This window comes from Virgibacillus subterraneus (genome assembly GCF_900110695.1).
Lineage (GTDB): Bacteria > Bacillota > Bacilli > Bacillales > Amphibacillaceae > Lentibacillus > Lentibacillus subterraneus.
This window is the reverse complement of sequence record NZ_FOEH01000006.1, coordinates 121,116-147,953: the sequence shown is the minus strand read 5'-3', so window position 1 is coordinate 147,953 and position 26,838 is coordinate 121,116. Positions and strand designations below refer to the sequence as shown.

The 26,838-nt window shown below is 38.2% G+C and carries 21 protein-coding genes and 1 riboswitch; of the genes, 2 read left to right on the top strand and 19 right to left on the bottom strand.

Annotation, left to right across the window (positions count from 1 at the left end):
* The first annotated feature begins 170 nt into the window (after window positions 1-170).
* The gene (locus tag BMY13_RS16140) at window positions 171-1,514 is read left to right on the top strand and encodes a CoA-disulfide reductase (RefSeq protein WP_092494324.1); all 1,344 of its coding nucleotides are present in this window, start codon (window positions 171-173) and stop codon (window positions 1,512-1,514) included.
* A gap of 44 nt (window positions 1,515-1,558) precedes the next feature.
* Here the strand turns inward: BMY13_RS16140 and BMY13_RS16135 are convergent, their stop codons facing one another.
* From BMY13_RS16135 to BMY13_RS16125, 4 genes are all read right to left on the bottom strand, one after another.
* Window positions 1,559-2,764 (bottom strand): DUF5667 domain-containing protein, encoded by a 1,206-nt coding sequence (locus tag BMY13_RS16135; protein ID WP_092505860.1) that lies wholly within the window; start codon window positions 2,762-2,764, stop codon window positions 1,559-1,561.
* 257 nt (window positions 2,765-3,021) lie between these two features.
* Window positions 3,022-3,693 (bottom strand): hypothetical protein, encoded by a 672-nt coding sequence (locus BMY13_RS16130; RefSeq protein ID WP_092505858.1) that lies wholly within the window; start codon window positions 3,691-3,693, stop codon window positions 3,022-3,024.
* Window positions 3,694-3,805: 112 nt separating this feature from the next.
* Window positions 3,806-3,937 carry a hypothetical protein gene (locus tag BMY13_RS19970; protein WP_281243731.1) on the bottom strand — a complete coding sequence of 44 codons (132 nt, stop codon included), beginning with the start codon at window positions 3,935-3,937 and terminating at the stop codon, window positions 3,806-3,808.
* A 541-nt stretch (window positions 3,938-4,478) separates the two neighbouring features.
* On the bottom strand, window positions 4,479-5,531 hold the full coding sequence (locus BMY13_RS16125) for a C45 family autoproteolytic acyltransferase/hydrolase (RefSeq protein ID WP_092505856.1): 1,053 nt from the start codon (window positions 5,529-5,531) through the stop codon (window positions 4,479-4,481).
* A gap of 82 nt (window positions 5,532-5,613) precedes the next feature.
* On the opposite strand from BMY13_RS16125, the gene BMY13_RS16120 reads away from it, so the two are divergent.
* Window positions 5,614-7,335, top strand: a complete 1,722-nt coding sequence (locus tag BMY13_RS16120; protein WP_092505854.1) for an ECF transporter S component — start codon at window positions 5,614-5,616, stop codon at window positions 7,333-7,335.
* Between the two features lie 625 nt (window positions 7,336-7,960).
* Here the strand turns inward: BMY13_RS16120 and BMY13_RS16110 are convergent.
* From BMY13_RS16110 to tapA, 15 genes are all read right to left on the bottom strand, one after another.
* Window positions 7,961-9,841 (bottom strand): ABC-F family ATP-binding cassette domain-containing protein, encoded by a 1,881-nt coding sequence (locus BMY13_RS16110; RefSeq protein ID WP_092505850.1) that lies wholly within the window; start codon window positions 9,839-9,841, stop codon window positions 7,961-7,963.
* A 241-nt stretch (window positions 9,842-10,082) separates the two neighbouring features.
* Window positions 10,083-10,556, bottom strand: coding sequence for a 6,7-dimethyl-8-ribityllumazine synthase (ribH, locus tag BMY13_RS16100; RefSeq protein ID WP_092505848.1), 474 nt, complete (start codon window positions 10,554-10,556; stop codon window positions 10,083-10,085).
* A 14-nt stretch (window positions 10,557-10,570) separates the two neighbouring features.
* Window positions 10,571-11,773: a bifunctional 3,4-dihydroxy-2-butanone-4-phosphate synthase/GTP cyclohydrolase II gene (locus BMY13_RS16095; RefSeq protein WP_092494333.1), complete on the bottom strand. Its 1,203-nt coding sequence runs from the start codon at window positions 11,771-11,773 to the stop codon at window positions 10,571-10,573.
* A gap of 18 nt (window positions 11,774-11,791) precedes the next feature.
* Window positions 11,792-12,442 carry a riboflavin synthase gene (gene ribE, locus BMY13_RS16090; RefSeq protein ID WP_092505846.1) on the bottom strand — a complete coding sequence of 217 codons (651 nt, stop codon included), beginning with the start codon at window positions 12,440-12,442 and terminating at the stop codon, window positions 11,792-11,794.
* Window positions 12,423-13,532 (bottom strand): bifunctional diaminohydroxyphosphoribosylaminopyrimidine deaminase/5-amino-6-(5-phosphoribosylamino)uracil reductase RibD, encoded by a 1,110-nt coding sequence (gene ribD, locus BMY13_RS16085; protein WP_092505844.1) that lies wholly within the window; start codon window positions 13,530-13,532, stop codon window positions 12,423-12,425. The genes ribE and ribD overlap by 20 nt, the downstream gene beginning before the upstream one ends.
* A gap of 174 nt (window positions 13,533-13,706) precedes the next feature.
* Window positions 13,707-13,906: riboswitch (FMN riboswitch) on the bottom strand.
* A gap of 662 nt (window positions 13,907-14,568) precedes the next feature.
* On the bottom strand, window positions 14,569-17,556 hold the full coding sequence (locus tag BMY13_RS16080; RefSeq protein ID WP_092505842.1) for a carbohydrate binding domain-containing protein: 2,988 nt from the start codon (window positions 17,554-17,556) through the stop codon (window positions 14,569-14,571).
* 67 nt (window positions 17,557-17,623) lie between these two features.
* Complete coding sequence (locus tag BMY13_RS16075) at window positions 17,624-18,967, bottom strand: GH1 family beta-glucosidase (protein WP_092505840.1); 1,344 nt, start codon at window positions 18,965-18,967, stop codon at window positions 17,624-17,626.
* A gap of 36 nt (window positions 18,968-19,003) precedes the next feature.
* The gene (locus BMY13_RS16070) at window positions 19,004-20,017 is read right to left on the bottom strand and encodes a LacI family DNA-binding transcriptional regulator (RefSeq protein WP_092505838.1); all 1,014 of its coding nucleotides are present in this window, start codon (window positions 20,015-20,017) and stop codon (window positions 19,004-19,006) included.
* A gap of 78 nt (window positions 20,018-20,095) precedes the next feature.
* Window positions 20,096-20,935 (bottom strand): carbohydrate ABC transporter permease, encoded by an 840-nt coding sequence (locus tag BMY13_RS16065; RefSeq protein ID WP_092505836.1) that lies wholly within the window; start codon window positions 20,933-20,935, stop codon window positions 20,096-20,098.
* A complete protein-coding gene (locus BMY13_RS16060) occupies window positions 20,936-21,838 on the bottom strand; it encodes a carbohydrate ABC transporter permease (protein WP_092505920.1) in 903 nt (300 codons plus the stop codon).
* A gap of 107 nt (window positions 21,839-21,945) precedes the next feature.
* Window positions 21,946-23,220, bottom strand: coding sequence for an ABC transporter substrate-binding protein (locus BMY13_RS16055; RefSeq protein WP_092505834.1), 1,275 nt, complete (start codon window positions 23,218-23,220; stop codon window positions 21,946-21,948).
* Window positions 23,221-23,764: 544 nt separating this feature from the next.
* Window positions 23,765-24,385 (bottom strand): LPXTG cell wall anchor domain-containing protein, encoded by a 621-nt coding sequence (locus BMY13_RS16050; protein ID WP_092505832.1) that lies wholly within the window; start codon window positions 24,383-24,385, stop codon window positions 23,765-23,767.
* A gap of 43 nt (window positions 24,386-24,428) precedes the next feature.
* The gene (locus BMY13_RS16045; protein WP_092505830.1) at window positions 24,429-25,046 is read right to left on the bottom strand and encodes a TasA family protein; all 618 of its coding nucleotides are present in this window, start codon (window positions 25,044-25,046) and stop codon (window positions 24,429-24,431) included.
* Window positions 25,047-25,103: 57 nt separating this feature from the next.
* A complete protein-coding gene (gene sipW, locus BMY13_RS16040; protein WP_092494454.1) occupies window positions 25,104-25,652 on the bottom strand; it encodes a signal peptidase I SipW in 549 nt (182 codons plus the stop codon).
* 54 nt (window positions 25,653-25,706) lie between these two features.
* The gene (gene tapA / locus BMY13_RS16035; protein ID WP_175476837.1) at window positions 25,707-26,546 is read right to left on the bottom strand and encodes an amyloid fiber anchoring/assembly protein TapA; all 840 of its coding nucleotides are present in this window, start codon (window positions 26,544-26,546) and stop codon (window positions 25,707-25,709) included.
* Window positions 26,547-26,838 lie beyond the last annotated feature (292 nt).

Genomic DNA, 26,838 nt, shown 5'->3' with positions numbered 1-26,838 from the left:
AGCATGAGGGCGGATCCTCATTTCGAGTGGCAATACTTCATCCTTCTATTGTATAATTCTGCCAGTTTGAGTACAAACATACCACATACCCCTAAAACCTTTAAACAGCTTTATTCATAAATGATTAGTAAAATGGATTAAGGGGAATTTTGAAAATAGGAGGAATAAAAATGACAAATCAAATTATTATTGTCGGCGGTGTTGGTGGCGGAGCAACAGCTGCAGCACAAATTCGCCGCGTTGACAAAGAATCAGAAATCATACTTTTTGATAAAGGAAATTACGTAGCTTTCTCCAATTGCGGAATGCCTTATTACATTGGTGGTACCGTTGATGAACGGGATGACTTACTAGTTGATAATCATGAATTTGCCAAAAAGTATGATATAAACCTCAAAACAGATTCAGAAGTTGTTTCAATTAATCGTGAACAAAAGCAAATTGAATATAAAAATAATGGAGCAATCCAACATGAAACATACAATAAACTAGTCCTTTCACCTGGTGCTTCTGCAATTGAACCCAACTTGAAAGGATTAAATCCTAAACAGACATTTACGTTGCATACTATTCCAGATATGGACGACATCTATGCATTTATTAATGAACACAAGCCACGCACCTGTGCGATAATAGGCGCCGGTTTCGTTGGACTTGAAATGGTAGAGAATCTAAAATCCCTAGATATAGAATGTACTGTGGTTGACCGCTCTAAACAAGTAATGAAGCTAGTCGACGAAGACATGGCTACAATAATCCAAGACCACTTAAAAGCGAAAGGAGTTAACCTTATCTTAGAGGATGGTCTCGATTCATTTACCAATAATGGTTCAACTCTACATTTAAACAGTGGAAAAAGCATTCAGGCCGACATGACCATTCTAGCAGTTGGTATAAAACCGAATACCAAAATCGCTGAGGACAGTTCACTCGATATTGGTGAAACTGGGGCAATAAAAGTTAATGAATACATGCAAACAAATGACCCTGATATATATGCATTAGGGGATGTGGTTGAAACACAAGACTATTTGACTGACACGCCACGCCATGTAGCACTGGCTTGGCCAGCGCACAGACAGGCATTTATTATCGCAAACCATCTGCAGGATAACGATTTGGCCTATAAAGGAACACAAGGTTCAGCTATTTTTAAGGTCTTTGATTTGAGCGTTGCAGTATCTGGATACAGTAGTCATGCACTTAATAAACTAGCTATCCCATTTAAAGAAGTAACCCATGAATCGTTGTCACATGCAGGTTATTATCCCGGAGCTGAGAAAATTAGCATGAAAATCCTCTTTGAAGAAAATAATGGTCAAATTCTTGGAGCACAAGTCATTGGTGAAGATGGCGTTCATAAACGTCTAGCTGTAATTGCTACAGCAATGAAAGGGAAAATATCTGTTGAAGATTTGGCAGAACTTGAGCTCGGATATGCACCACCATACTCGTCACCCAAGGATCCTATAAATATAATTGGATACAAGGCAGGTAGTATGATGGATAAATAAAAAATTAAGCACCAGGAAAATACCTGGTGCTTTTGAATATTATATTAGTTATTTTTTGATTTGTTGGCTTTTTCTTGTTTCTTTTCAGCCTTTTTCTCAGCTTTTTCTTGTGCCTTCTCGGCTTTTTCTTCCGCTTTTTCTAATTTCTTAGCTGCTTTCTCCTGTTTCTTTTCGGATTTCTTGGCAGCTTTCTCCTGAGCTTTTTCTAATTTCTTAGCTGCTTTTTCTTCTGCTTTTTCAGCTTTTTCTTGTGCCTTCTCTAATTTCTTAGCCGCTTTTTCTTCTGCTTTCGCTAACTTCTCAGCAGTTTTATCTGTTTCATTATCGTCATTTTCCACTTCGGATGCTACAACTGTTAACTCGGATTCTTCCTCATTTGTTGGTTCCTCTTCATCTGCTTCAGGTTCAGTAGTATCTTCTTCTGACTCTTCCGCATTACCAGCACGCTTTTCAATCTTTTCTGCTAGTTTTGCAAAAGATTTTTGGATGTTTTTCAGAATTGCAGCTTGTGCATTCGGATTATCGATTTTCAGAAGTACAGCTGATAGAGCATCAATGTTATTTGCAAGATTTATTCTTACTTCGTCTGTTTCTTCATCTGTCTCTAGATCTGTGTCCTCTTCAGCGACGACATCATCTGTTTCCGTAGTATCTTCTTCTGGTGCATCGCCTTCTGTTGTAGTACCTTCTTCATTTTCTATTCCGTCTTCTTCTGTATTGGTACCTTCTTCAGTTGACGTATCGCTATCTGAATCTGCATCAGTCTCACTATCAGCAGTTTCATCTGAACCTTCAGAACTATCTAGCATATCTTCTGCCTCTTGCTGTGTTGCAGCTGCTTTTTCTAGAAGTTCAGCCGCTTCTTCTGTTTTTCCAGCGTTAATAAGTTCATTTGCTTCAGCAATACGCTCAGCAGCAAACTCAGCTAGTAATTGGCTTTCCTTATAATCATCAAGCGTAATCGCTAATTGAATATTCTCTTTTACTGCTTTAATAAAATAGAAGAAGTCCCCAGGAATTAAATTTGGTGCTTCAGCTTCCTCTTCACTTCCATCTTCTTCATTTGTGCCTTCTTCTGTTTCTTCTTCTGTTCCTTCTTCCGTTCCTTCTTCTGTTTCACCATCTGCTTCTTTGACAGTAAGTTTGTCGTCTACACTCGCAAACGCCATACCAGGTCCTGCTGTTAATGCGAATGTCACAACTAGCATCGCACTTACTACAATCTTAATAAATTTTTCGGATAATTGCATGAATATATTCCTCCTTTATTTAACTTAATACATCTTTCGAGTTTCTATAGGGGTTTATGTATGTTCCTGTAATATTTTTGTAAAAATACTGAAATATGCCTATAATAAAGTATGTATAAAGTCCCATAAACTGCAGAATCTCCTATAAGAGAATATTAGAGAGCTTGGCATTTGTTAAAGGAATTCTTATAATTATTTATGCATTCTTAACTGGTAAAAAACTCCTGAAAGTATATTTTTACCTTCAGGAGTAATTTCTACAGATCTTCTTCAAATCGATAAACTAATCTATATTTATCTTCATCTAAAACTTCACTAACATGAACCCGAACGCCATGACCGAAAACTATTTCGTTCTCTGTCATTGCAACAATCATTGCCTTTGTATTAGTTTGATTATCCAGATAAATGTCACCCACAACAGGCTTCATCTCACTATCTTTTTCTGCCAGAAACTCTGGAGATTCATCTTCTCGTTGTTGTTCTTCAGATACAAGCGCTTTATCATAATATGATATGTCTTCACTGTCTTCCATTTTACCTGGTACCATAACAACATATTCACTATGTTTTACCCCATTATCTCTAGTAGTAACTACATTGCCATCTTCTACATTATCGACTTTTTCGATTTCATTTAATGAGTAATGATCAAGAAAATCTGGGGCGGGTTTAACAATTAAAATATAATCCCCTGGTTCAGGCTTTCTATTTTGATCAACTGTGTAGCGTTTACCATAAAAAATAAACGTATCCTTATGTTTTGGTTTATACGGATGTATTTCGCTCGCTTTGGATAATATCTGCTGCATATCTTTTAAACGATATAAGTGGACAGATTGTTTAAACATCGGCTTTACCGAATATACTTTATGAAGTTCATTTTTGTAAAAAACAAACTGACCCTTCCTTACCTGAAATAACTTCACTATAAGTTAACCTCCTTTTGTATATATTATTACATACTTATTTTCCCTTAATACTAACTAAATTAAACATGAGTCAAGAAAACCGACATGTGTTTCTGCCAGATAGAGATTTCTAAGCTACTTTATTGTTTTTGAGATAGCCTGTTAATAATGTTGCAATAGTGAGTCCAGCCATTATAGCATACACGAAAGCACCATGGTGCAAATTAAATAAGTCAATAACGAATGCATCTTCAGTGCTCATCTCCCCGGCAATCCAAGCAAGAATTCCAGCTCCAATTACATGCTATCCACGGCTGCTTTTCGTGAACTCGCACAATTAATGTTTTGGTAAACCCCTTTGTCGCCATAGCGATTACAACCGCATTATCACCGGATAATACAATAATTTTAAGTAAAAGCTATCATCAATTCAAATGTAAATTCAATTCCTGCTTATCGTCAAGCTTTAATGGCGAAAGCCTTAATTGAACTAATGCAGTAAGAAAGTAGTTATCTGCCTAGGAGTTGCCACCTTTCTACAAGACCGATTATATTATACTATGTTCTGTATAATTGTAAAGTGGACTAGAAGATTCTATGTGGTAATTTGGGATATATAATGTATTGTTCATCTAGGAGTGGTGAAGAGGATAGTAAAGGGTGATAATCATAGATTTCTCAGTATGCTTACCTAATATATTCGTGTGCTCGAATTTCCTGCTATGCTAGTCCTGCTAACTCATACTTGTTCAAGCATACCAATTGTCTTATCTCCTATTTGAATAGAACAGATTATGACAGCTTTATCTTGCGTTTTCATCCATGTGAACAAAAGGTAAATCGGTGTCAACCTCCCCTAAAATACGTTTTGTTGTTATTTTTTCACCACTTAGCCATGCTGCGAAATCAAAGACAACAGGTTCCCGATCACCACCTAAAGCGAACCAGGCCTTTAGGTCTTTCGGGAAATATGCAGCAGTGTGAATTGTTCCCGACCAATTTTTATATTGATTGGAAAAAACACCCTTGTCCGTATCGTTCAGCATACGAAATGCTTTATAGGCATCAGTTGCAGTCTGTTGTTGTGCCCTAATAGCGTCCATTCGTTTGTATGAATCATCCAAGTGATGACGATTCTCATCCTTCATTACTTCAAAGTGATTCGTACAGATATTTGATTGGCGCACTTCCACCCCTCTTGGTGTTGCTTCAACTACAAATGTTTTTTCACTTTTATCCAGCACAATGTAGCTAAAAGAGTGACGATGTGGAATTTCCTTGAGCATCGAAATTGCCTGATTTACATACGCACAGCTTTCCAAAATAAGCCGTCCAATCATATTGCAAATAAACCCGTCACCAGGCTTTTTACGGTGCATAAAATTATAGCCTAAAGCAAGACCTTTTTCATTCATTCCATCCATCCGACCCGTTATTCGCTGTGATGGACCAATTACAGCATAGCCATGATCACTTGGCTGAAATATAGTGTACCTGCCTTCGTACGTTTTAGGATGATAATCATAATTGCGAATCATATAGTCATTGCCTGTGAAAATGGAACAGCCGCTTTTAACGTATTCCAGCCTGTATCCGCCAAAGTCCTGAAGAATATCCTGCATGTCCCACTCAAGCGCATCCTGCATGCCTACAAGTTCATCCCAAACCCCTGGAGCAAACCTTTTTATAGCCTGCTTTACTTCATTTATGTCAATTATGAAACGTGGTTTTCGCACCCGCCATTGCTTCTTGCGATTCTTAACCGTTAACGAGTTTTTCAAAAGTTCTCCCTGTCTATGTCCGAAATCGTAATGTGTGCCTTTAAATTGCAGAATGTCACTATATATTTTTTTCAAAAATAACGCCCCAATCATGAAACTTATTTCATCTAATTCCGTATCTATATATGTAACATATCACAACATAGGAGCTGAAATCATGACAGGAATCTTAACAACTACTATTTTATCATTCATATTATATGTGGTGCTAGCTGGTATCATTATTGCCAAGAATAATAAATCAAAAGTAGTCACAAGTAAAATCGCAGGAATTGTATTTGTTGTTCTATTTATAATCGGTGGAATCATGAATTACTTTATTCTGCTGCCAATTACCGTGCCAAATATGGTAATTTCTAATATTGCAATAGCTGGTGCAGGGATCTTTTTGGTATTTGGAATGACCTCCACCAAACTTCAAAAGAAGGCAAAAGGAACATATGAAGCTGTATTAGGGCTAATTATTATCCTTGCTGTATTGGCTGTTCCAACCATAATCGTATTAGGAATTCTTACATTGGATGACACGTATGAATCAATTGAAAAGAAAGATGTTGAAGAAGCAAAACCACTGGATGAGGATTCTACGCCAATAGCAGTATCGCCTGAGGTAGCGCGTAATAAAATCCAAAAATCAATGGGCGTTGTTCCCAATACACAATTTTACGATCTAGGTAAATTACAAGTTCAAAAGATCGATGGTCAAGTTAAGTTTGTTGCTCCCCTAGAGTTCACAGGGTTTTGGAAGTATTTCCGCGGAAAAGAAACGGAAGGATTTTTCACCATATCTGCAACCAACATCAATGCTCAGCCTGAATTCATCGATAGTAACATGAAGTACACCAATTCCAGTTACTTAAATCATAATGTTCAACGTACTATATATGGTGCTTTTCCGAACTATATTCCAAGCGGTGAAGCTCAAATCGAAGTAGACGAAGATGGTAAGCCATGGTATGTCCAAACGTTATATCAGCCAATCGGCATAACGAACAAACCGGATATGCAAAATCTGCAGGTTGCTATTGTTGACCCTGTTACAAGTGAAGTTAGTAAATACAAAACAGATGAAGCGCCAGAGTTTGTCGATGGATCAGTTAGTTCTGATGTTGCTACAGATGAAAATGAGTATTTCGGTAAATATGTCCATGGATGGTTAAATTCTCTCTTTGGTAAAAAAGATGTAAAAATACCGAATGAATCAGGTACTGAAAGCAGTGTAACACCTATTTTTGATGAACAGGGAGATATGTATTACTTTACCGATATGGCGTCGCCGAGGGAAAATATTGACTCTGCTTTAGGTTATACACTAATAAATGCGCGTACAGGTGCACTAACCTATTACAATGGAAAGAAAAACAATGGAATTATGGACAGTAAAGGTGCAAAAGAAATCGTAAACAAACAATATCCGGAGAAAAACTGGACCGGATCTATGCCGATACTCTATAACATTGACGGTAATCCAACATGGGTTGTTAACGTACTGGACCCAAATGGTTTATTCAAACAGTATGCATATATCAAAGCAGGCGATGCAGACTTTGTTGTGTTTGGGGAAACAGCAAGAGAAACATTGGAAGCATATCGGCTGCAGCTTGCTCAGGATCCAAGTAATGTCGAGGCATCCGATGAATCAGCATTTGAGACTATTCGCGGAGAGGTTAACCGTGTATTAGTAACAACAACACAGAAAACAGGTCAAGTCATTCAATTCCTGTTAAAAGATGACCAGACGATTTATACCGTTAATGCTGGAAAGGAACCACTAGCCTTATTCCTGCAAGCAGGAGATAACGTAAAGCTTAAAGCAAACATACGGGATAACGGAACTGGCATTGTTGATACAATAGAAATTGATCAATTGTCGAAGTAAGGAAGTATTTATACTTTCTTAACCGCAAAAAATGTGGCTTGGACAAAATTGTTTTGATCAAAGTAAAATCCGAACTATGATTCAAAATTCTTGAAATAGAATTCGAATCAGTTCGGATTTTTTTGTTGCTGTTTAGCGTTAAATTGCGACACAATTTGAAAAGTAATTTATGTGCGATGACACCGCTTCGGAAATACATTCCGCTTTCCGCGGGCAACGCTTCAGCTTCCTCGGAAGCAAAAACCGCTTCCTGTGGGATCTTCAGCTGTTGCTGTTCCCGCAGGAGTCTCCATGTATTTCCTACGCTACTATGCTTATTTCACCCTAGAAATTAACAAATAATTATTGTGATGGATAATAACAAAATTTTAAATTTAAACCAGCAGTTGGAATATGCGAGACTCCTGTGGAGCGAGGAGGCTCGTGGTGAGCCCAGGGAAAGCGAGTATTCCAACTGCGTGGTTAGAGAGCCACACTAAATACTACAACCGGTTATCTTAGTATGTGTCGCATTTTATATCACTACGGATTAGATACAACTTATGAAAATCAACGTTCTAAACATCCTATCCTGTTATTATTCGGCTTTAAAGTGGAAAGTTTTAGTTATGTCCTATCTCATTTTTTACTTTCCTTTTATTTCTTCCATTAATACCGAAAGTGCTTCCCAGCGTTCCATTTTTTCCTGCAGCTTATCCTCAGCTTCCTGTTGCTGTTCATAGAACTTTTGTACTTTTTCAAGGTCACTCCCTGCATTATTAATACCTTCCTGTAACTCCTCAATTGCAGCTTCCAATTCGGTTATCTCATCCTCAATTGTTTCCCATTCCTTCTGATCTTTATAGGACATCTTTTTCCGATTCTGTTGTCTTCTGGGTTTCTCCTTAACAGAAACGGATGAGTGTGATTCTTTTTGTTCTGTTTCATGCTCCAGAAACTCACTGTAATTCCCCTGATAACGCTCAATGGATTCATTATTTTTAAAAACCAGTAAATGATCAACAACACGATCCAAAAAATACCTATCGTGGGAAACAGTGATTACAACACCAGGGAATTGATCCAAATATTCCTCAAGCACTCCTAACGTTTGGGTATCCAAATCATTTGTTGGCTCATCCAAAAACAATACATTCGGCTCAGTCATTAGTACTTTCAGTAAATAAAGACGTCGTTTCTCCCCGCCGGAAAGTCTGCTAATATAGGTCCACTGCTCGGAACGTGAGAATAAGAACCTTTCTAGCATCTGTTCGGCAGTGATTTCTTCACCGCCTTTTGTATGAACTACTTGTGCAACTTCCTTAATAAAGTCAATTACCCGCTTATTCGTATCGAGTTCTTCCTCACCTTGTGTATAATAGCCGATTTTTACTGTTTCTCCAATTTCGACTTCTCCTTGATCAGGGAGGACGCGTTCAGCCATGATATTCAATAACGTTGTTTTCCCGGAACCATTCGGCCCAATAATACCAAGTCGTTCACCAGGTACAATGAGATAATCAAAGTCAGCTATTAGTTTTTTGCCTTCATATGATTTCTCAATCCCCTGAACTTCAATAACCTTTTTGCCCAGACGGGTAGAGCCTACTTGGAAAGAAACATTTTGTTTACTGGTATTAAAGTTCTTTTCCTGCATGTCATTCACACGATCAATACGTGCCTTTTGCTTGGTTCCCCGTGCTTTAGGTCCACGTTTAAGCCAGGCAAGCTCTCTCCTCAGCGTATTTTGGTGTTTTAACTGATCACTAGCCTCAAGAGCCTCACGCTCTGCCTTTTTCTCGAGAAATAATTCATAATTGCCTTCATATACATATAGATTGCCGTTATCGAGCTCATATATATGATTTGTCACACGGTTTAAAAAGTAACGATCATGGGTGACAAGCAGCAATGCTCCTTTATACGTAACTAAAAACTTCTCAAGCCACTCAACTGTTTCATTATCCAGGTGGTTTGTCGGCTCATCCAAAATCAATAAATCTGCAGGCTGAATAAGTGCTTTTGCGATTGCCACGCGCTTTTTCTGCCCACCGGATAATTCAGTAACATTCTTATGAAAGTCAGTAATTCCCAGCTTTGTCAGAACTGTTTTGGCAGAAGTGTTAGCCTCCCATGCCTCCTGATCATCCATTTGCTGTTGCATGTTGAGCAGATGTGTTTGAGCCTTTTCACTATCTGAGTCTTGTTCCAAGGCCTGAAGAGCTGTTTCATATTCTCGCATAACCTTCATTATTGTTGATTCACCATAATATATTTGTTCTATTACTGTCAGATTCGGATCGAGTTCCGGATCCTGTGCCAAATACTCAATTTGGTAGTCTTTTGCATGTTTTATCGTCCCTTTTTCAGGTTTATCCATTCCTGCAATTACCTTTAAAAAAGTCGACTTCCCAGTGCCGTTTACGCCTATCAGCCCAATCCGGTCATTTTGTGTAATCGTACATGTAACATCCTGAAACAATAATTTATCGCCATATGATTTATATAAATTTTCGATAGTGAGCATAAACATTACCTTCCTATTGTTGAATCCTCGTCACCTTTACGACCTTTCAGTATCTTCTTCAAAAAAATAATGATTAAAAATAATAGCCACGATGTTCCCATATAAAATATAACCTTGCTTACCTCATCCATTTCTGAGAAAAAGAAAGCCATACCTATCCAGATAACACCTAACCCTAAGATTTGGTACCCTAAAAATTTAATATCTATCTCCCCTTACAAAGATATTCAGATGCCGGCTATCAGTCAACTTCAATTTCCCTCACAACATTTACTGTTTCAATTGCGGCTACTGCTGCATCTGCACCTTTATTCCCTGCTTTTGTACCTGCACGCTCAATAGCTTGTTCAATTGTTTCGGTCGTTAACACACCAAAGATTACAGGCTTACCAGATTGAACTGATGCATTGGATACGCCTTTTGCTGCTTCATTACATACATAATCAAAATGTGGAGTAGAGCCACGAATAACTGTGCCAAGCGTTATAACAGCATCATAATTATTACTCATCGCCATCTTTTGGGCAACTAAAGGGATTTCAAATGCGCCTGGCACCCAAGCAACATCAATATTTTCCTCATGTACACCATGTCTTTGAAGCGTTCCAACAGCCCCATCCAGTAACTTACTTGTTATAAAATCATTGAAACGTGCGACAACTATTCCTATCTTCAAATCTGTTCCTACTAACTTGCCTTCAAACGTTCTCCCCATTATAATCATCTCCTTTAGTTATTATGAAAGTTGAATAAGTGGCCCATTTTATCAAATTTTGTATGCATGTATCTTTCGTTTTCTTTTCGTGTGCCCGTTTGGATTGGAATACGCGCACCGATTTCTATTCCATACGACGAAAGTGCAGTCATTTTTTTCGGATTGTTGGTTAACAAATCCACCTTTTTCACACCTAAGTCCTTTAAAATCTGTGCACTTAAGTCATATTCCCGTAAGTCTGGTGCAAACCCTAACTGTTCATTTGCCTCAACCGTATCCATTCCAGCATCCTGCAGCTGATATGCTTTAAGTTTATTAATTAGTCCGATTCCCCGGCCCTCCTGGCGCATATATACTAAAACACCTGCACCTGCGTCATTAATCTTATTCAAGGCTTCGTGTAACTGTGGTCCGCAATCACAACGGTAAGAACCAAATATATCGCCAGTCAGACATTCTGAATGAACTCTTGCCATCACCGTCTCATCAGAATGAATATCACCTTTAACAAGCGCAACATGCTCCTTATCATCAAGATCGTTTGTATAGCCGTATACTTTAAATATCCCAAATTCAGTAGGTAAAATTGTTTCAACAGCACGAGTTACATGAACTTCATTCTGCTTTCGGAAAGCCTTCAAATCTTCAATTGTTATGAATTTAAGATCAAATTTCTCAGCCATTTGCTTCAAATCAGGAACGCGTGCCATTGTTCCATCCTCATTGATAATTTCACAGATCACACCTGAAGGAAACGACCCACTTAACGCTGCTAAATCAACCGATGCTTCTGTATGACCAGAACGAGTCAATACGCCTCCGTCCTTAGCAACAAGTGGAAATACATGACCAGGCTGTTTAAAATCAGCAGCACCGACACCCGAATCAAGCAATGCTCTAATTGTCTTGGAACGTTCTGCCGCACTAATACCAGTTGTTGTATCGACATGATCAATACTTACGGTAAAAGCAGTTCCAAATGGATCACTACTCTGACTTGTCATCATAGGCAGGTTGATTTTTTTAGCCAAATCCGCCTTGATTGATGTACACACCAATCCTTTAGCATGGGTTATCATAAAATTGATTACTTCTGGTGTAGCCTTTTCAGATAAGGCAACAAGGTCCCCCTCGTTTTCTCTATCCTCATCATCGACTACGATTACTGGTTTTCCTGCTTGTAGATCTTTTATCGCTTCCTCTATTGTGTTAAACATATTCTCCACTTCCTTCGCTTAAATGAGTCCATTTCTATTTAGGAATGCTTGATTAAAACCATTATTATGATCGTTCAATTGATGATTAAGTAGATTTTGTACATGTTTTGCGAGCATGTCACATTCAATATTTACAACATCACCCTCATCTTTATCACCTAGAATAGTTTCTTCTACTGTATGCGGGATAAGTGATATCGTAAATGTACTTTGCCCAACATCAAATACAGTCAAGCTAATACCATCTACAGCAACAGAGCCTTTCATCATGAAATATTTCGCTAGTTCTTCCGGAATCTCTATATCATAATAAATAGCATTTTCCTGCTTTTGTTTCCGAGTGATTTTTCCGATACCATCAACATGGCCAGATACAAAGTGTCCACCAAACCGGCCATTCGCCGCCATTGATCGCTCCAGGTTTACCTTTGAACCTTCTGTTAAAACATTTAATGAAGTAGACTTAATTGTCTCCGGCATGACATCAACTTGGAAATCATTTGAAGAATAATTCGTGACCGTTAAACAAATTCCATTAACTGAAATACTGTCACCAACATGAACATCTTCCATAATTTTAGTTGAACTTAACGTCATTTCCACCGACTGCTCAGAAGCATGTTTCATTTCTTTGACGGTGCCCAGCTCTTCAATTATTCCTGTAAACATCTGCTTCTTCCTTTCGCGGTTCCGCAATAATTTTTATATCCTTATCAATCATTTCTACATGCTTAATCTCAAGTGACAATGTATCTGCCATCGATTGAAATCCATTACCTTCAATGAAAGTTGGAGCTGTTTTACCACCAATAAGCTTCGGCGCCATATAGGTTATCAATTGATTAATTCGCCGTTCTTCCAAAAAAGAACCATTAACCGTAGCTCCACCTTCCACAAACAAAGACATTATTCCTTTAGATCCTAAATCAAGTAGTGCATCTTCAATTGTTAATCGTTCCATTTTGATAACATCTATTCCACTTTTCTCTTTAAAAGGTGCCATATCTTGCTCTGTGACATCCTTCCCGGTAAAAAGCCATGTATCTGCTTGCTGATCATTTAAAATAGCAGCATCTAAAGGTGTACGGAGTGATGTGTCCAGAATAACTCGTATTGGGTTTTTCCCACCACTTGGGATACGCGTTGTAAGACTCGGATTATCAGCAATAACAGTTTCTACACCAACAAGAATTGCATCATGTGTATGTCGATAGTGATGTACATCGAGTCTTGCAGCTTCTCCAGTTATCCATTTGCTGTCACCAGTTACAGTGGCCGTTTTGCCATCTAAACTAACAGCGGACTTCATCGTGACATATGGTGTTTTCGTATTTGTATAGTGGAAAAAAACACTGTTTATCTCTGCTGCTTCTTTTTCCGCGACACCAAGTTCGACTTCTATACCAGCTGCTCGCAGCGTTTCAATCCCACGTCCAGCTACTTTTTCATTCGGATCCGTAACAGCTATAACTGCTCGACTGATTCCTTTTTCAACAATAAGGTCAGCACAAGGCGGTGTTCTGCCATGGTGGCTGCAAGGCTCAAGTGTGACATAAATCGTTGCACTTTTTGCTTTATCACCAGCCATGTTCAGCGCATGAACCTCTGCATGTGCCTCACCAGCTTTTAAATGTGCACCAAACCCTAACATCTCACCATCTTTTACAACTACAGATCCCACCGGAGGATTAGGACTTGTTTGGCCAGATACTGACCTTGCAAGGTTTAAAGCAAATTTCATATAATATTCATCGTTCATCTCTTGATCCTCCCTATCGTAACCAATTAAAAATGCCCCTGAATAAGCTTCAGAGGCATAAGGGTAGAATTTTTTTAGTATAGCGCATCTTCAAAATGTTTGATTAAAAATGAATACACAAATAACAAATAACATTGCCTAGTCATTTTTAGTAAAACATGCGTACTACCTGAAAAATTCCTTCTCCCATCCAGACTATAACTGTCGGCTCTGGAGTTTCACCAGATCCACCGCTTGGTTTTAGAAAACTTAGCTTATCGCCAAGCCTTAATGTCGAAAGTCTTAGTTGCACTAAAAACCGCACGGGTCACGGACTAAGAAGTATGCACTTCATCACCGCCGATTGGGAATTTCACCCGACCCCGAAGGAACCCGTTAATAAACGGGGTAGTTAATATTAAGTTTTAAATTAAATTCTATTATAATGTAATCATATACATATTGATTGTTTAAATCAAGAAAAATACGTGTAAAGTGAAAAAAGCAGCATCTTGTAATAAGAAGCTGCTTTTACTGTATAAGTTTCGGTTTAGGAAATCGTTGAGTGTTGTTTTTGCAGGTTTTTGACCATATATTTTTATTGAAATGACAATGTTTTAGAATTAATTATACACTGGAATATTTATACACATTTTTCTGTATCTATTTTAAGTTAGCCATTTTTTAGCCAAATTAAAATTAAACCTTCCTCCACTTTCGATAACAAGAATAGAAGGAATTTTTTATGGCAGGAAAGTCTAATGAAGCAATTGGCGATCAAGAATTTGAAATCGGAGGTTCTGATATACGAGTATACATATCGTGACGTAAAAATTCTCTAAAGGGCCGTGAGATTCGATATGAACCTACGGATGGGGATATGGTGAGTTGTGTAATAGGATGTCCGGAGAGGCAGTAATAGTAAGACACCCTAATTTCTTAGGGTATCTGGTGGGGCGGCAAGATGTAAGCTCTCCTCAAACCCTTTGATGCAAAAAGATTGGTAAAACAAAAGTTACCAACAAAAAACGACTCGTTAAGGAGTCGTATTTTGTTGTTATTCCGTATTTTCATTTGTATTTTTTACCTCAAGCATTACATTATCAATTACAATTTGGTGCTTGTCGGCAAAATTACCCATTAAAAGTTTAAGAGAGGTTAGATCATCCGCTGTCATTTCCCATTCAAATTCAAAGTGTTGCATGTCTTCATTTACAGAAATAAAGTCACTAAAATAGCGCTGATAAGCTGCATTTTCGACTGTAACTTCAAAGTCTCTTGGAAGACTCGACTTGGCATCAAAAGAAAGACTGTACGTATTTCCTTTACTCAATTCTATGTCCTTTTGCTCAATGAGAACACTCCATTGTTCATTACCTGCCTGATCAATATCTAGTTGCAGCATCTCATCAACGATGGATGTTTTTGCTTGAGCATCAAAGTGGATATATTCGGACCACGCTTCCATCCCATTGGAAAAGTCCCCGTTTTGTAAAGGATGTAGATCTACTGGGTTCGATGTTTGCACAAGCCTAACATCATCCAAATACACATTTCCGCTTTGGCCGCCAACTTCAAATAAAAGCTGCGCTTCTCCATCGGTCTTATCAGCCGGCATTTGAACCGTTATCGTATTAGAATTCATCTCCTCATTTAGATGAACCTCCTGAGCAGTTAAATAACTTGTTTGACCATCTTTACTCACGAGTTCAACCTGCATGCTTCTATCTTCCGTTGCTCGAGCTTGAAAAGTTAATTCATACTCCTGATCTTGCTTTAATGGAATACCTATTTGCTTGAACTGGATATCTTCAAGAGTATTCCCTTCCTGTACTGGATGGATTTCAAGCTCCCTTTCAGCCTCTGAAACTTTAGCTTCAGCAGAGGCGTCGTTTAGGAGTACCAGCTCCCAATAATCCATACGTGTCATATCTCCTTGATCGAAAGTACCATTATAAATCAGGTTTCCATCGCCTAAGGCAGGCTTCGGTTGATTGCCTTCCTGATCACTAGTGATATCTTCGACACGAACATTTCCTATCCAGACAGGCGCGGTGCCATTACTGCCCATATTAAACTCAAGCCTTGCTCCTAAGTCTGTGTCTTGATTCAAAGTAAAGGTATATTCGTACGATTGTACATGATCGCTCAGCTGCATCGTTTTTTCGCCAGAATAGTTGGCGTAACCTCTTTCCGCTCCACCAGAAACTTTCGTCATGATGTTCCGACTAGTATTCGATTTAGCATCAAACGTTACTTGATAGGTGTGACCTTGAAGGATCGCTAACTTCTGAATCTGTTGCAGCGACCACAAAGCATTCCCTGCATTAGTAATTTCCGTCTTTGCAAAAGTAAATCCATCAAAATTGTCTGTTGAAATCGTTCCATCCCCCTGAAAATCAGGTAGTTTTACAAAATTCCAAAGTGTTGAATGAAGTGAATCCTCTGGCTGAGCTACCACGGTAATAGGTTCTTCGTAAGCTTGATCATAGATCAAGTTTCCATCTTCTAATGGTTGTTTGGCATCTTCAGGAAGCTCTTCTTTTTCCAAAACTGGCTCTACAGGCTCTCGATAATCTCTTCCTGTCAATTCATACACTCTTACGTAATCTACTTCCATTTTACCTGGGAATTCCGTTGTTTCATCAGGATTTCCTCCATACCATCCACCGACAGCCAGATTTAATATCATATAGAATTCTTGATCAAAAGGTGCTGGATAAGCATATTTATCCCCTTGATTTGTCCCTTTACTGAACCAGTCATTCAAAGTCTGATAGAGTTCTCCATCGACATACCAGCGAATTTCACCTGGTTCCCACTCGATCGAATACGTACGAAAATCTGTATAATCTTCTCCTTCTTTGAAGTGATACTCGCTGCCTCGATAGGTGTTATTTGGATACTCTTCTCCATAATGAATCGTCCCACCAATTTCACTCGTTTCTTTCCCTGCCGCTTCCATGATGTCGATCTCCCCAGATGTCGGCCAATCGCCATATACTTCATCTTCCGGCATCATCCAAAAGGCGGGCCAGTATCCTTGCCCTTCAGGTAGTTTCATTTTTGCTTCAAATTTTCCGTATTTCTTACTAAATAATCCTTTAGTTTTCAATTTTGCGGAAGTATAATCATAGGATCCAAATTTATCGGTGATTGGCTCTTCTTCCTTTTTGGCTTCAATGACTAATTTGCCATCTTCAATATAGGAGTTATCACTTGAGTCTGTGTAATATTCAAGCTCATTATTCCCCCATCCGGGCGAAATGCCATCTCCATTATCATCGACAATCCAGTTTCCTGTATCATACGTCCATTTCGTCTGATCAATCTTTTCTGACATGAATTCATCTGACCAAACCAAAGACCAATCGGACGCTTTTTCGTTTGCATTATAAATAATCACTTGGTTGAGAGTAGAATTCCTCGAAATGACGCTGTTCTGAACGGATTTTTCAATATAAACAGTACCAGATACCTGAATATCCTCTAATTGAATGTTTCCTGGACTTGCTCCTTCAGTGATGAACAAATCGCCTTTAATTATGGTTTCGGTAAGCGTTACATTTGCAGCGTTGATCCAAGCATTTCCTTGGATGGATTCTCCCTTGTAGTTCCCTTCATTATGATAGAAAGCTTCAATAGAAGAATCCATCATTTGAAGAGCATTTAAACGCTTGAGTGGACGGTCTGACTCTAACTCCTTACCAAAGTTTGTTTGTACTTGAGGTGGAAGCAATGAATCGATCATTTTTGCGGCTGCCTCCTGCTTGATAACAGATTTCTTATTAAAATCTTTAGAAATTGATTCATAAGCTTTGTAAACATCATCCGTACTGATTCCGAATAAATTACCAAGCAAAATCGCGTATTCATCATAAGACATGGAAGCATGGACACCCTTTTTCTCATTCAAGTCATCAAACAGCGCCCGATCTGACCACCGTTCGATCAATTCTTGAGACCCTTTTTGACCATGGACTGGAAACGACACGCCAAAGAATACAAGAACGACCAATAAACAACTAAGCAATGTTTTTTTCAAACATACTCCTCCTCACATTAATCAAACTAAACTTAAAGAAACCGGTTTCGTTAACCATCAAAAAAATTTAGCGCTCAAACCCTTGATTCGTTACCGTTTGCTTATACCAGTAGTAGCTGTCTTTCCTCGTACGCTCAAATGTCCTGAAGTTAACATGAATGATACCAAATCTCTTCTCATACCCTTCTGCCCATTCGAAATTATCAAGCAGCGACCACACTATGTACCCTCGGATAGGAACTCCTGCTTGAATCGATCTGTGCAACGATGTAAGATGCTGTTCCAAGTATTGAATCCTCTCTTGATCATGAACGGCTCCATTGTCTACTTCATGATTATAGCAAGCGCCATTCTCTGTAATATAAATTGGAACATCCCCATACGTTTCGTGGATATTAGTTAAGACTTTATAAAAACCATCAGCATATATTGGCCACCCAATATCTGTTCTGCGATTATCTAACGGAACCTCTTCTACTTGGAACAATCCTTCATCCTTCTTGAAACGCCCAAGGTTTCCTGTATAATAATTGATTCCCATGAAATCAATCCGCTGTGAAATCACCTCAAGGTCTCCTTTTTCTATTTTTAAAATTGCGTTATGTTCTGCAAAAAGATTAATCAGTTCATCAGGATACGTTCCTTTGAAAACAGGATCCATAAACCATTCCTTCTGCCACATCATGGAACGATTACAAGCTGCTATGTCTACTTCACTTGAAGTATAAGGTTCTAGCCAGCCAACATTTGGAGCGTAGCCGATTTCACCGTGTGGAACAAGGTCTCTAAACGACTGTACAGCTTTTCCATGGGCTAACAGTAAGTGATGCGAAACATCAACACCTGCTTGTAAATCTGTTTTTCCAGGTGCATGGATTCCTAAATAATTTGATAAGAAAGATGCACACCAAGGTTCATTTATCGTGATCCATTTATTCACTTGACCGCCAAACTCCTTGAACATAGCAATCGCATACTCCTTGAAAGCATCGACAGTTTTTCGGTTTTCCCAGCCTCCCTCTTCTTGTAATACCTGAGGCAGATCCCAGTGGTAGAGAGTAATCATAGGTTCAATCCCATGATCGAGTAATTCTTGAATCAAGTTACGGTAATAAGCTACTCCATCCGGGTTCAGATCACCAGTTCCTTGAGGGAGAACTCTCGACCAGGAAATTGAAAATCTGTAGAGATTGACTCCAAGATTTGCTAAATGCTGAACGTCCTCTTTATAAAGGTGATAACTATTACATGCATCGTCTCCATGATCGCCGTTTTTTACGTTACCAGGAGTATGGGCAAATACATCCCAAATGGACGGTGTTCTTCCGCCTTCATGAGCAGCACCTTCTATTTGATAAGAAGCTGTAGCTGCTCCCCACTTCAATGTCTTTGGAAATTGAATGATTGTCATACTTGTAACCTCCTATTTTTATCTATTAGGGGGTAACTACCTTTCTATACTAGATGAACGAATGACCAGCTCCGGATCTACTTTGACTGGATGGATATCGTGGTTATCTTGAATAAGATCATCAAGCATATAGGCAGCTAGCTTTCCTAACTTCTGTTTATCTTGTTTGACGGTTGTGAGCGGCGGATCACTATATCGACAGGCCTCTATGTCATCACAACCGATCAATTGAATGTCTTCTGGGACAGATAATCCTTGTTCCTTCATTGCTTTTAATGCTCCAAGTGCCATCATGTCAGAAGCAGCAAATACTGCCTGCGGACGATCTTCAGCACTCAATATTTCTTTCATAGATTGATAACCGCTTTCTTCAAAGAAATCACCATAGCGAAGCCACTCTTCTCTGACGGGCAGCCCGAATTTCTTCATTGCCTCAATATATCCATCGTTTCTGATCCCAGCTATTAATGAGTCCTGCTTTCCTCCTATATAGGCGACCTTTCGAATTTGATTCAAGTAGAGGTACTCCACCACTTTCATGCCGATTTTTGCATTATCGGTCATAATATGGCTCGAATGTGGACCTTCTAACTTTAAATCGATTCCAATACATGGAATATTACTTTGATCAATTTCAAGGACGGCTTCTTCAATTTCATCACCTGCGATAACCAAACAGCCATCTACGTGGAAATGTTTACACCTTTCCAGATACTTGCTTTCGCCCTGATAAATCTTTTCGTTTGAGAAAAGCAGAAGATCGTAGCCTAAAGCTCCGACTGATTTTTTGAAAGTGTTGACCACTTCGTTGAAGAATGGGTGCTTAAAATCCACATTTATTTTACCTGCATAAATTAAACCAATTAAATTTGATTTTTTTGTAGCTAAGGATTTTGCTGAGAACGTTGGCTGATACTTCGTGTCCTCTATGATTTTATAGACTTTTTGCCTTGTAGCATCGCCTATACCTTCATAATTGTTGATAATTTTTGAAACTGTGGCCGGTGATACCCCAGCCATTTTAGCAATATCTCTAATTGTTAAGTCCATCGTGTATTACAACTCCTTATGCATTATCCGCTATCATGTTACTCATATTGTACCAACAATTAAAAGAAGTAGCACTGACTACTTGATAGATCCTTCTGTAATACTAGAAATGAACCATTTATTGAAGATAAGAAATATAACAATAAGAGGTACAGTTGCCCAGAATACTCCAGAAAGCAGCATCCCGAAATCAACACGAAAAGCGTTGTTCAAGGAAGCAAGCGCTACTTGCAATGTATAAGAGGAAGGATCACGCAGCACTGTGAATTGCCACAAGAATTCGCCCCATACAAGTGTAAACACAATGATTCCGAGTGTAGCGAATGCTGGTTTAATAATCGGCAGAACGATACTTCTGTAAATCCTGAAATTCGAACACCCATCAAGCTTCGCTGCTTCCATCAACTCATCTGGAACGGATTGGCTGATGTATTGACGCATAAGAAAGATTCCTAACGGATTAAGCAGGAACAACACCCCAGCTCCGAGCAATGTATCTAACCACCCTAGCTGTGAAATCAAGTAATATTGAGGGATTAACCCTAATTGAGGCGGAATTACCATCGTTAGCAAAATACAGATGAACAAAAAGTTTTTACCTGGGAAGTGGAATTTTGCGAACGCAAATCCAGATAAAGAACTAATGATTAACACCGCCACAGTTACCGTTGTACATAAAAGGACTGTATTCCACATCGCCTGGAAGAAAGGAATCGTATCCAGCACCTTTTGAAAGTTTTCTATAAGCATTCCACCCGGAAGAAGCGTAGGAGGGATGGAATTATAGGCTGCACTCGGTTGAGTAGCCATTACAAACATCCAGTAAAATGGGAAGAGTGATAAAATAGAAGCTAATGTCAAAACAATATATACGGGAAGTGTACCTGATCTGGATGTTTTCTTATTATTTTGCTTCATTTATTTTACCCCTCTCTTCTTTTTATTACCGACACCTGATGTTAACCAAGTATTCAGAGCTGCCGCAGCTATAATGATGATAAGCAATAATACTGCAGTTGCTGATGCTGTTCCGAATGAACCTAAATTAAATGCATCTCGGTACAAATACATTACGACTGTCATCGCTTCATCCCGATTGAAAGCTGATGCTCCAAGGAATACAGTTGGTTCAGCGAAAAGTTGAAGCGCTCCAACGGTAGACATGAATACAGTCAATATAATAAATGGTTTCAATAAAGGAATCGTGATATGAAGAAACTGTTGTACTTTATTCGCACCATCAATTGTCGCCGCTTCATATAAATCTTTAGGAATACTTTGAAGACCAGCTAAGTAAATGATGGTGTTATAGCCTACCCATCTCCAGAAAACCATTAAAGATATCGCAATTTTGGCTCCCCACTCTGAAGTTTTCCAGCTGATAGGATCGATTCCAAACCATCCGATGACATAGTTTGCAAGGGCACTTTCATTAGTACTGAAGAACACGCCAAACACTAACGCGACAGCTACCATTGATGTAATATAAGGCATGAAAATCGTAACTCTGAAAAAGTTAGTGAATCGTATAACAGCCATATTTAAGAAATATGCGAGTATAATTCCAACTATTAATTGAGGTGCAGTCCCCATCAAACCGATAATCACAGTGTTATATAATGATTTCCAGAACAATGGATCTTGCAGTACAATGGCAAAGTTACTGAACCCTACATAATCCATTTCACCTAAACCGTTCCACTTCTGAAAAGCTAGCACGATACTAAAAATAGCCGGGTAGAGTCCTATAATGCCAAAAACGATAAAGAAAGGAGCTACATATAAATAACCTGAAATCATATCTTTCTTTTTCTCAGACATTTTGCTGACTTTAGCAGAGGAGACCCGTTGTTGAGTTTGTGTATTTTCCACCTCTATTCCCCCTTATGTAATGAGGGCTAGATGAGGAACCCATCCAGCCCAGTTGATTACTTTTTAAGCAAGCCTTCGATACGCGTAACAGCGTCCTCCCATTCTTTCTCAGGATCTCCGCCTTCTTGAACATTTCTTAAGGCAGTCAAGATTTCGTTATTTACGGTTACATATTTAGGTCCTTTATAAACTTCAGGAATTTGTTTTGCCGCTTCTGCGAAGTATTTAGCTGTATTTTGGCCGCCAAAATATTCGTCTGAATTATTTTTAAACTCTTCCATTTCATACACTTCTGGAGCGGATGGGAATAAACCACTGTCTACAAATGATTCCAACTGATTCTCTGGAGATAAAAGCCATTTAGAGAACTCATACGCTTCTTCGCTATATTCCGTTTCTGAAGGAATCGCTATATAAGACCCGCCCCAATTACCAGCGAATTGAGTTGGCAGTGTAGTCACGCGCCATTTACCAGCGCCTTCAGGAGCATTCTCTGTCATGTAACCTTTCAACCAAGCTGGAGCCATTTCTACACCGAAACCACCTTTATTCAAAGCGTTCGCCCATTCTGGTGTCCACATTTCGAAGCTTCCTACATAGCCTTGTAAATCAAGTTCAACTGCATAATCGTAAGCTTCTTTAACTCCGTTATCGGATTCGCTTAGTAATAATTCATCATCACGATTGAAGTAACTAACTTGTAATGCATCCATATTTGCACGAAACGCCATTTCCATACTATCTACCATCGGTTTATCTGTAGCATCAAGTATTTTACCCGCTGCATCAGCAAAAGCTTCCGATGTAGAAATCAATTCGCTGACTTTATCAGGATCTGTTGGTAAACCTGCTTCTTCAAAAACATCTGTATGATAATACATGGCTTTAGGACCAATGTCTGTAGGAAGTCCAAACAAGAAATCTCCCTCGCCATTCTCTGCTCCATTCCATTTCCAATCTAAGTATTGATCTTTAATGTCTTCAGCGCCTAAATCATATAGATTCACAAAACGATCTTGTGCCTCGCGGTAACGGTCCAACTGATCGACTTCAATCATTGCCAAATCAGGAGCTCCTGTACCAGCAGAAATAGCAGTAAATAAACTGTTATGATGATCGCCCAATTCTGACGTCTTAATATTAATTTCCACATCCGGGTTTTCCTTTTCATACTCTTCAGCTAAAGATTCATAGTTAGTTGCTCCGAACACCCAAAAGTCCAGGGACACTTTTTCTTCACTGGAAGCCGACTTATTGTCCTCGCTGCAAGCAAATAAAATAGCACTAAAACTAAGCAACAAGACCATCAGTAAACTTTTTTTGAATTTCATTAGTAAAATTCCCCCTTAATAATAATCCTCTTATTAACCTTACTTACCTGAGAAACGACTACATAAGAAACAGATTAATTTACGAAACCGGTTTCGTAAAAGGTGAAAAAAAATGAATCAATTCCATTTCTTAATCTGATTATAACTATTAATGTATCCGTTTTCAATAGTTTTTTTCGAAAATTAGCAACTTTATTTAGATTTTAAGTAAACCGGTTTCGTGAACACTTTGAAATCCTGTTTTTCATACTTTTGCTCATTGGGAATTTCACTAAAACGTCGATATCAGCGAACGTAAGAAGATTATACACACTCTTTTCGAATCATTCTCTATAGAATGTTTGCAATCCCACAAAGGTGAAAAGGTCAGATTTTGTTGAATAATAATTAATATAGCAATGAACATCTTGGAAATACAAAAATATAGCTTACGGTATCCCTCCTACTATTACAATCGAACGCGAACAGCAAAAAGTGTCATGTTATTTTTTTAAAATTCATGACACTTTTTTGGGTCTGAGATTCGATTATAGGTGTAGAACCATTAACTTTCTTTTATACGTTTTTTTCGAACACTGTAACCATACAACACTACTCCACTTAACAGCACAATTGCTCCGATTAATAGAAAGTTATACATTGATGTAGCCGTATCAGGTAATAGCTGGCCTACACCTGAAGATATGGTTTCTTCAGATATGTTTGTCATAGAAAATGTGAATTCAAATTTACTGCCTAACCCTTGAAATTCATTGCCAAGCTTATAAGGCATTAAAATTTTAAATCTGATCACTTCTGAATCGCCATCAGTTAAGTTACGTTGCTCCAGCGTAGTAAAATCTTTCAACATACCATCGAATAATACAGACGATTCATCTTTAACGGTCAAATGAAATTCATCATATAGCTTTTTAGATCCATCAATAAAAGTGTTTGTAAATTTATACTGAATCCCCTGATTACCATCATTTGATACGGTTAAATTTTTAATAGCATAATCCCCGGGCTTCATATTATTGAGATTAAAAAATATACTGCTGGGGCTAGTTGCTAAGTCGATTTCTTCAATTTCATTCACATTACCTTCAGAAGCATAACTATTAATTGGAAAAATCAAAATCAAAACTATTGTAAGAAGCACTATTATCACTTTATTTTTTCTCATAAAATCACCCCAGCAATGTTTAAAAATTTCACATCATACATTTCTAACTTTTATCTTCGCCGGACATCTGAGTTGCCTCGAATATTAAGTCAAGACTTATACTTTCACCTTGGAATTTATTTTGTTCCATAAAAAGACTATTAGGATATTTTTTCTCATTGTTTACAAAGCTAATTTCAATGTCGATACTCATATTAGCACCGGATTCCAACGCTCCTCCTTCTGAACCCATAATCACTTTACCTGAATTTAAATCAGCAAGAGTTCCATTGAATACTTCTGTTTCGCCTTGATTAACTATTACATTAAATTGTTCTAAAAAGTCATCCACGGTGTTCATACCGTTATCTGGTAACTTTTGGTTTGTCTTATCTGTCCAACTTCCTTCTATTGCCATCGAGCTCATTAAAATTTCCTTAATTGCCAATGACCCGTTGTTCTTTAAAGTTATGGTTTTAGTTAAGGATTCTCCAGGTTCCAAATTGCTGAATTCAAATGACGTTTTTTCTTGTCCTGTTAAGACCAAATCCAACGTTCCTGCAGTAAATGTGTTATCAATTTTTTCTACGTCATTAAAAGCTGCAAACGTTCCAGATCCTACTAGTGATAATCCTAGAGCTCCTGCTAAAATAACTGTGCCCATCTTCTTCTTAATATTCATTACTTATTCCTCCTAAAATTTCTGCCCGCATGGGTATATTTATTTTTGTAAATCTTCTTATTGTAAATTGATCGATTTTGTTCTTGATTCAATTTCTTTAATCGTTGCACGAAAGGTTAGAATTGCATAACCCAGTAACAACAATCCAGGTACGATTAAGAGAATTGCAACTCCGATTGGTGAACCAGCATAATTAACTAAATAGCCTGCAAACGGAACAGTGAATCCAGTGTATTTTGAAACCACATTCTCTGGTAAAACAAGGTTCATGTCAGCATTTTCGTTATTGTCCCCTTTCGTTCTATATAGGGTTAATCCATCATTCTTTACAGCTTCAACAACTCTATGGGTTACAAAATTATTACCATCTTGGTTAAATGTGATTACGTCACCTTTTATAAGTGTACTTGTGTCATTGATCCGCTTCACCAAGATGATTGAACCTGTACTAAATTCAGGATCCATTGACCCGGAAAGCACTGTCTTAAACTGATAACCGAAAAGCTGTGGTTCATCACCAGAAACCCTAGCTGAAATAACTAATAAAGTCATGCCGATTAACGTTACAATCAGAAGTGTCGAGATTATCCTGCTTATTCGATTCATCTTATTCTTTTTCCACATCTTTTCCCACCCCTTTCACTGCTTCCCTCCAATAGATTAGTGTGCGTTCTTCTCATCATAAAAATCGGCAGTATCCTCTTTACTTACTTGGTTATTTGCTTCTTGTCCCTTATTAGCAGATTCTTTCGCTTCTTCTGCATCAGTCTTATTTGATTTCTTTGTGAGATCTACGTCTTCATCAACTGCTTCCTTGTCCGTGTTATTATTCAATCCCTCATTGCTAGATTTACTGCTTTGTTCTGTCTGCGTAGACAAGGCTATGCAACTATTGATTTCCTCTTGCGTAATTGTGATTTCCTTATTACCCCAAATTTCCATCAATGGTCCATCAGGGTTATCATTATTCGGATCCCCGTGTCCTAGTCGTTGATATGCCTTAAACTTATATTTGCCTGGTTCCAAATCATTAAGATTATCAGGTTCAAATTTTAAGATGATTGATTCACCAGTTTCTAATGGTTGTATCACACCTGAATACACAACATCTCCAAGTCTATTTTTGTTAGGGGCTTTGTCTTGATGATAATGAACATCATACGCTGATTCTCCATTCATATCACCGTCACCACCATTTATCACACCTGAAAATAACCCGGATACATCTCGTTCACAAAAACCATATTCAGCGTTTTCGCCCGAAAATTTCAATGAACTTTTATCCCAATATTCTTCCTGAGGTGGATCTTTTACATCATCAAGCTCCCAATTAACGTGCAATTCTCCATTAATTTCTTCAATGTCATTAAAACTTGCGTTCGTATGAGAATTGAAATAGGTTCCTGCTATTAAGATGCAGCACCAAATTATAAATACTTGTATGACAGTAGCAGTCTTATTATAGCTAGTAAGATGTTTTCTCGTCCGTTTTTTCCTCATTGTTCTCCCACCTTCCACTACGTTCTTTTTAATGAACAATAACATTAAAAAAATTAGTCTTTGTTTCTACTTAAGGTCAAGGATTCACTATGTAAATTAACAAATCGTTCTATATAATGAACTTTAAATGAAGTATATGTCAAAATACCTAGATTGAAAAACCTCAAATTCACCCGAATATTACGGTTATGAGCATCTATGTATCTTAAATACGCTTTTTCCTCCATTTTTCTTATTATTCCGTATTTTTTAAAGAACATATTATATTTTATAAAGAACGAATTAGCAAGAA